The 7,961-nt window shown below is 58.9% G+C and carries 4 protein-coding genes; 2 read left to right on the top strand and 2 right to left on the bottom strand.

Features of this window, described 5'->3' with window-relative positions; translation table 11 throughout:
• Positions 1-688, bottom strand: a 688-nt coding sequence (locus AB4043_RS06765; protein WP_442306726.1) for a heme-binding domain-containing protein, incomplete at its 3' end; no start/stop codon positions are given.
• A 242-nt stretch (positions 689-930) separates the two neighbouring features.
• On the opposite strand from AB4043_RS06765, the gene AB4043_RS06760 reads away from it, so the two are divergent.
• Complete coding sequence (locus AB4043_RS06760) at positions 931-3,465, top strand: zinc-dependent metalloprotease (RefSeq protein ID WP_442303150.1); 2,535 nt, start codon at positions 931-933, stop codon at positions 3,463-3,465.
• A gap of 127 nt (positions 3,466-3,592) precedes the next feature.
• Here AB4043_RS06760 and AB4043_RS06755 read toward each other — a convergent pair whose 3' ends face one another.
• Entirely contained in the window at positions 3,593-4,036 is a 444-nt protein-coding gene (locus AB4043_RS06755; RefSeq protein WP_442303149.1) for a 23S rRNA (pseudouridine(1915)-N(3))-methyltransferase RlmH, read from the bottom strand.
• Positions 4,037-4,375: 339 nt separating this feature from the next.
• Here AB4043_RS06755 and AB4043_RS06750 point away from each other — a divergent pair, with 339 nt between their 5' ends.
• Positions 4,376-7,825, top strand: coding sequence for a carboxypeptidase regulatory-like domain-containing protein (locus tag AB4043_RS06750; RefSeq protein WP_442306725.1), 3,450 nt, complete (start codon positions 4,376-4,378; stop codon positions 7,823-7,825).
• Positions 7,826-7,961: the final 136 nt, after the last annotated feature.

The following is a 7,961-nucleotide window of genomic DNA, read 5'->3' as shown; positions in this document are numbered from 1 at the left end:
CATCGGGCCAGTTGTCGATCTTTCCGTCGGCAATCGCTTTGAGCGCGATGTCGTTGCCGAGAATCTGGCGCATGGTGTGGTTATCCCAGCGTTCCGTGCTGCTGACCGGCTTCCAGTTCTTGTACTCCGGTAGAAACGGTACGCCGTTCCACTCAGGCTGTACCTGCATATCGGGATGTGTCCCCGTTGGTTTGCCATTGCTCGCAATCCAGTGCTGGAACTGTGTCTCCGCAGCAGTGGAGGGCGCGGGTGCCGCAGTTTGTGCCGGCGGAGTCTCGAGGTAGTGCCGCAGGGTGGCAAGCTCATCTGGGGTGACACCGGCATCGCGGTGAACCGCCAGATATCGCGGCAACGGCATGGAGCCAAGCTGAACCGTGTTCACGCTTTCAAACAGCACCCCGCGCTGGACGGCCTCCGGCTTCGCTCCAATGGTGGAGAAGTTCAAATGCTCACGCGCTTCCAGCACGTCGCTTCGAACGATCCAATATGCCGGAGCAAGGTTGTCGTACCAGGGCAGTTTCGTCTCGTTCGAGTGGCAGCTATAGCACCGCTGCCGCAGAATCTGTCTCACCTCATCCGACGCCTGGATCTCGGCCGTCACCGGGGGAGATTCCAGCTTCGGATGGTAGGCCTGCATCGCACCGCCAATCAGCAGAAGAACAATGCCGGTCCCGGTCAGAAAGCGCATTCGAGTCATCTCGTACCTCACTCTCTCGGATGTCCGCTGTTGCCACCTGGTGGCAGGTTTCTCACACCTTTCAATGAATCGATCACGAAACTAGGGCGTGTCATGATCCTGAAACCTTTCGCCAGCCGGTACGTCCACCGTAGTATCAGTACATCTTTCTCGCTACGTCGCTGTGCGGCCCGCTCCGCAGTGTGCAGACGTCTCTCTTCTGCTGTTGCATCACAACCTGACGAGGGCTTTCGATGATTTGTTCCCGCATTCGCCGTGGTGTATCCGCGGTCCTGTTGTTGACGGCACTTCCTGGCATAGCTCAGCGCCGTGCCGCCGCTGGAGACGCACCCAACGCCGGTGGCCCTGTGCCAACAATCGCGCAGCGCACCGCCTCTCTTGAAAAGAAAGACGGCTTCTTTCCGATCTACTACGAGGCAAAGACGGCGCATCTGTTCTTCGAGATCCGCGAATGGAACAAGCAGTTTCTCTATGCCAAGCACAGCGCCTCGGGAACGGGTGCGGGCGTCAACCGCGGAGCCATCCAGCAAGGCCAGGTCGTTCACTTCTCGCGCATCGGGCCGAAAGTAATGCTCACTGCCGAAAACGAGCGCTGGATTACGAAGAGTGGAGAACCTGCGCAGGAGGAGGCTTTCCGCGATGGCTTCCCGCAGTCCATCATTGGCGGCTTCACCATCGCTGCCGAAGATGAGAACGGTGCGGTTTTGGTCGATGCAACCGACTTCCTCATGCGTGATGCTCTCGGCTACGCATCACGCCTTGGTACAGGCTTTCGCCTCGATCCATCGCGCTCTTCCATCATGGAAGAGCACACGAAGAACTTCCCGAAGAACACCGAGATCGAAACCCTGCTGACCTTCGGCAAAGAACCCGCGGGAGGCTTCGGCTTCGGCGGCGGGGAAGGCGCCGGTGGTCTCGCCGCGGTATCGCCAGACGCTAATAGTGTCAGCCTCAGCATTCGGCAGTCGCTCATTGAGCTTCCCGATGGCAACTACAATCCCCGCCCATGGGATCAGCGCGCCGGTCAGCTTGTGAACACGGTTTACTCCGACTGGTCGAAGCCTCTCGGTGAGTCACGCGAGACGCGTCTCACCACGCGCTTCCGCCTCGTCAAGAAGAATCCCAACGCCGAAGTCTCTGACCCTGTCGAGCCCATCCGTTACTACGTCGATCGTGGAGCGCCCCAGCCCATACGCACGGCACTGCTCGAAGGTGCGCGCTGGTGGTCTGACGCATTTCTCGCCGCCGGCTTCTCCAATGCCTTCAAGGTGGAACTTCTCCCCGAAGGCGCCGACCCGTATGACATCCGCTACAACGTCATCATGTGGGTACCTGAAGAGCAGCGAGGCTACTCCAACGGAGCCTGCATCTACGATCCCCGCACCGGCGAATCGATCAAGTGCGAAGTCACCCTGACCACCGGCCGTGAACGCCAAGACTACCTCATCACCGAGGCGCTGCTCTCGCCGTATAAGAACGGTGACAAGTCGGATCCGCAGCAGCTTGCCATGGTGCTGCAGCGGATGCGTCATCTAGCAGCGCACGAGTCTGGCCACACTATCGGACTCGGTCATAACCATGCGTCGTCCGCCTTCGGTCTCGGCGGCTCGGTCGATGACTACCCCTTCCCGAACATCCAACTGGATGCCAAGGGCAATATCGACCTTACGCATGCATACCAGCCGGGCCTCGGCGAGTGGGACAAGCTGACCGTCAACTACCTCTACCATCAGTTCCCGCCCAGCTACACCCCGGCGCAGGAGAAGGCAGGTCTGGAAAAGATCCTGCAGGACGGCATAAAGAAGGGCATGTACTTCATGACCGATAACGGCCCTTCCACCATCCATCCGCACTCGTCGCAGTGGGACAACGGCTCCGACTCGGCGAAGGAGCTTGGGCGCCTGTGGAAGGTCCGCGCAGTGGCCATGAAGAACTTCTCTGACGCGGCCATCAAGCCCGGCCGTCCAATGGCGGAGCTTGAAGATACCCTCGTTCCTATCTATCTGATTCACCGCTATCAGATCGAAGCTGCGGCGCAGTCGATCGCCGGCGAAGACTGGCGTTACGCCATCCGTGGAGATGGTCAGCAGGTCGCGCCGATGGTCTCGCCCGAAGCGCAACGAGCGGCTCTGAAGTCGATCCTCATGACACTGAATCCCGCGGAGCTCGCGCTGCCCGAATCCATCGTTGCACTGATGCCGCCGCGTCCTCCATCACTACCGCGTACGCGTGAGAACTTCACCGGCTATGCGGGCGATGCTTTTGATCCGGTCGCTCCGGTTCGTGCCGCCGCGACCATCACGCTCGATGCCCTCCTTGATCCGGAACGCGTTGTCCGTCTCACCCAGTTCCACGCACGCGATGCAAAGATGCCCTCGCTCGGCGAAGTGATTGACTCCACCATCGATGCCACCTGGAAGTCGCCGGCGCAGACCGGTCTGGCCGAGCAGTCGAAGTTTGCCATTGACTACGCGGTGCTGGAACACCTGCAGACCCTCAGCACCAGCAGCGAAGTAACTCCCGAAGTAAAGGGTATTGTGTTGCAGGCAATCGCCAAACTGCGCAGCTATGCGTCCGATCAGGTAAAGAACGACGGCCTGAGCCCCGAGGCAAAGGCCTTCTATACCGCAGCCTTCACTCCTTCAGGCGGTGGCGCCGGCGGAGCACGAGGCGGAGCCGCAACCCCGGCTGCAGCACCAGCAGCCGGTCCAGGGGCTCGCCGTCCCAGCGGTGACCATAACCAAATCCCCGCCGGAGCCCCGATCTAGAGTGGAAGTAGTACGAGCAAGCGAGTGCCCCAACGTCTCTATGACGATGGGGCACTCGACTCTGGAGCGAACCTGATGGAAGCCCAGCGCTCTCATTTTTCAATCATTCAATCCTTCCATCATCACCTCAGTGCCCGCTGTGATAAGGGTGCCCGGCAAGGATCGTAAACGCGCGATAGATCTGCTCAGCCAGCACCAGCCTCGCCAGTTGATGTGGCAGGGTCATCCGTCCCAGGGACAACGTCAGGTCCGCAAGCTTCAGCGTCTCCGGCGACCATCCATCCGGGGGCCCAACGGCCAGAAGAGCACGGCGTTTGCCGCCGTCCCGCGCTCCCCCCAGGGCGGCAGCGAACTCTTCTGAGGTCAGCGGCTTTCCCCGGCTATCGAGCAGCACCAGAAATACCGCTCCCTCTTTCCGTTCACGCTCGACCCGCTCCAGGAACTCCCGTTCCGTCTTCAAGGCGAGCTCTTCCACCGGCGCATAGCGGGAGGTCCGCTTCAGGTATTCGCCTGCCAGATTGTCGATCGCGCGGTCAGAGCCGGCGCCTACGGTTACCAAGGTAAGTTTCACAGGCTAATTTCATCCGGAGAACTCTCCGGGTCTCTGCATTAACACCTAACACGAGGTCTCCTCAGGGCTCCGCGCAAGCCTAAAAGTAGAAATTCATCCAAAATTCAATAGAATGTCGCCCTGATATTCCAAAAACCATAGGTTTTGAGCCGGTCGAACGTTCTTCCCGTGCCAAAAGTACCTTTGAATCAATTACTTTCTGCATCGCCTAAGTTGGCATGGTTCTTGCTACACCGACGTCCAACCCAAATCTGGCGCGTGGATTCAAACAGAGTTTCTCTGAATTCCAGGCATACAAATATTAGGTTTCCCAAAACCCCAAGGGAGATGCACAAACACATGAAGAAGCTATTTGCTGTTGTACTTCTGTTTGGCCTTATCTTCTGCACAGTATCTCTGACAGCTCAAACATCGGCCGGTCTCGGCACGATCACAGGCACAGTTACTGACCAGTCCAAGGCTGCCGTTCCGGGCGCAACCGTTACCCTGAGCAACGCCCTCACGGGCGAGACCCGTACCGCCACCACGAACTCGCAGGGTGGCTACCAGTTCCTTAACCTTCGCGTTATCTCTGGTTACTCCATCAAGGTCGAATCCAAGGGATTCTCGACCCGTGAAGTCAAAGACATCAAGACCTCTGTAGGTTCCACCACGAATGCTGACGTGAGTCTGGCCGTCGGTTCCGAGTCGGTTGTCATCTCAGTCGAAGGTGGCAGCTCCGAGCAGGTCCAGACCGAAACTTCCTCTCTCTCGCAGCTCGTCGACTCTTCCATCTGGAAGAGCTCCCCACTTGAGTCGCGTACCCAGAACGAATTCGTCCAGCTTGTGGCGGGCGCAGGCCCCGACAGCGCCGGCACCGGCCGTGGCTTTGCCGTGAACGGCGCCCGTACCGGTACGGGCAACTTCCTCGTCGAAGGTTTTGATAACAACGATCAGGGCCAGGGCGGCGCAGGCTTCACCTTTGGCCGCGGCGGCGCCGTAACCTCCATCTCGCCCGACGCCATCCAGGAGTACCGCGTCATCACCCACGTTCCTCCGGCCGAGTATGGCCGCGCGGGTGGTTTCTCGACCGATACCGTGCTGAAGTCCGGTGCGAACCAGTGGCATGGATCGCTCTTTGAGTACAACCGTATCCAGACCCTGGCAGCCAACAGCTGGTTCTCCAACAACAGCGGCCTCCGCGATCACCGTGTCCGTAACCAGTTCGGTGGCTCCATCGGCGGCCCGATCCGTCGCGACAAGACCTTCTTCTTCGCGACGCTTGAAATCCACCGCTATCGTGAGGGAACTCCGCAGGTCGTGACGGCGACGACACAGCAGTTCCTCGACTTCRTGAACAACGGCAGCTACCAGAAGTTCATGGAAGGTACTGCCCAACAGAACCCGGCTGCGGGCCAGGAAGGTATCTGCCCCGTTTATCTCGGTACGACCTGCCCTGGCGCCTTCTCTCGCCAGTCCACCCTCGGTCCTGTCTTCAAGGCTCTGTATGCGAAGTACCCCAGCTCTTTCCCGCTTGCCACCAGCAGCCTCGACAACACAGCGCAAGGCCTTCTTTCGGGAGGAGCTTTGTCGTTCCCGGTACCGGTTTATGGGCTGACCGGTGTCATCAACACGACCGTACTCAACCAGAACCGCGGCACCATGAAGATCGATCACAAGCTGACCGAGAAGGACCAGCTTGCTTTCACCTACCTTGTCGATCTGTATACCAGCAGCTTTAACAACGGCGGCGGCGACACTAACCCTGGACCTCCGTACAACAACGTTGGCGGATCGCAGGTCTTTGGTACTTCCTGGACACGTACCTGGACGCCGACTCTCATCACGCAGGCCAAGGCAAGCTACCTGCGCCACGTCTCGAACTTTGAGGTCCCTGGGACAGCAGGTATCCCTTCGATGTTCACCGCGGACTCTTTGTCGACAGGCTTCGGCGCCAGCACTGGACTGCCGCAGTACTTCACCGAGAATCAGTTCGCTTATGAAGGATCGGTCACCAAGACTCTGGGTTCGCATACAGCGAAGGCTGGGTTCCGCTTTGTCCGCACCCGCAATGGCTCGTCCTTCTATAACGACATCAATGGCAACCTCGCGTTCTGGTCGGTAGAAGGTCTGGTCACGGACGGTACCGCCGATGAAGATCAATTGAAGACGGCTGATCCTGCGGATGCCTCGACTTACGGCAGCCTGTACTCTGCCGGAGCATCGCTGGATCCGACCACTAACTCCGCACCCGACCCCTATCGCGGCTACCGCGCGAAGGAGTTTGCGGCATATGCGCAGGAYGACTGGAAGGCCACACCGCGCCTGACGCTAAACTACGGCCTCCGCTGGGAGTACTTCGGTCCCCCGCATAACTTCAAGGCCGGCTTCGACTCGAACGTCTACTTCGGTACCTTCGGTACGCCTACCGCAACCGGAAACCCGAACCTGCCCAACACTCCGCTGCTGGGCGCTGTTCAGGGAGCCAAGTTCATCCAGAAAGATAGCGATATCTGGAACAAGGACATGAATAACTTTGCTCCGCGTGTGGGCTTCTCCTATGACACGATGGGCAACGGCAGGCTTGTTCTGCGCGGCGGCTTCGGTATCGGCTACGACCGTCTCTATAACAACGTCTACGAGAACATCCGCTTCAACTATCCACACTTCGTGGACAATACCTACGGTTTCGGCGCCGGTTCGGCCGGAATCAGCCCGACCCTCCGCAGCCAGCTCGTTCAGGCGCCATTTACTGGCAATGCCGCTCTGGCAGTCGCCGGTGCGAAGCCTGTACCCCGTCACATCGACCAGCGCCTGGTCACGGCTTACTATGAGCAGGCTCACTTCGGCGTGCAGAGCGGCTTCAGCGGCTACGTGTTCGAAGCGACTTATGTCGGAACCTTCGGCCGCAAGCTCATCGGTCTGATGAACATCAACACCTTCGAAGGCCGTACTGCCTGCCTGTCATCGTCAAGCACGGCTCAGAAGGCACTCTGCGCTGCTCAGGGGTACACGACCTACAGCTCGGCTCGCCCGACCAGCCTCTTCAACAATGACAACTTCCGCACCAATGGCTTCGGCTCCAACTACAGCGGTGGCCAGGTCAGCGTGCGGAAGAGCTTCGCGAAGGGCGTTCAGATGCTTGCCAACTACACCTACTCGAAGGCGATGGACAATACCTCCGACGTCTTCACGGTGAAGAACGGCGGCACGGGTATCGTATCTCCGTACAACCCGCGGTATGAGTACGGAGCAGCCGACTTCGATACCCGTCACAACCTGGTTGTGACCTCGAATCTGCAGTCGCAGTGGAAGAAGAGCAACCTGCTCCTCGGTGGATGGGCTCTTTCGCCGATCTTCACATGGCGCAGCGGCTCGCCCATCTATATCAAGAACGGCGCCAGCACCTACGACCCGAACAAGGACGGCACCACCGGTATCGACCGTGCAGTCTATCTGAAGTCCGGCGATCCTCGTAACTCCATTAACCACAACGTAAGCCCGGCCAGCGGATTCATCACCAAAGGCACCTGGGGTGCATATTCCTGCCCGACCGTGTGGTGCGATCCTCCGGTGCAGCGTAACAGCATCTATGGCCCGCGTTTCATCAACCTGGACCTGGGTGTGATCAAGCACTTCGCCATTACGGAGCGGCAGGCGGTCACCTTCCAGACCAGCTTCTTCAACATGTTCAATCACCCCAACTTCAAGAACCCGATCGGCGATACGAACAATGCCAACTTCGGTAAGTCGACCGACGTGAACAACGATGCTCGCGTCACGCAGATGAGCCTGCGTTACGACTTCTAACCAAACCTGAATCAACAAAGAAGGCCACCCCTAGGGGTGGCCTTCTTGTTTTGATATTTGGGCTAGAGCATTTCTCCTGTTGCTGGGTAGCCCGGAAGGGGAGTGCAGCGGCGTTTTCATTGCGGAAAACGCCCAT

Source organism: Terriglobus sp. YAF25 (assembly GCF_052113305.1).
Classification (GTDB): domain Bacteria; phylum Acidobacteriota; class Terriglobia; order Terriglobales; family Acidobacteriaceae; genus Terriglobus.
The sequence above is the reverse complement of the archived record's forward strand: the minus strand, read 5'-3'. Positions and strand labels throughout refer to the sequence as shown.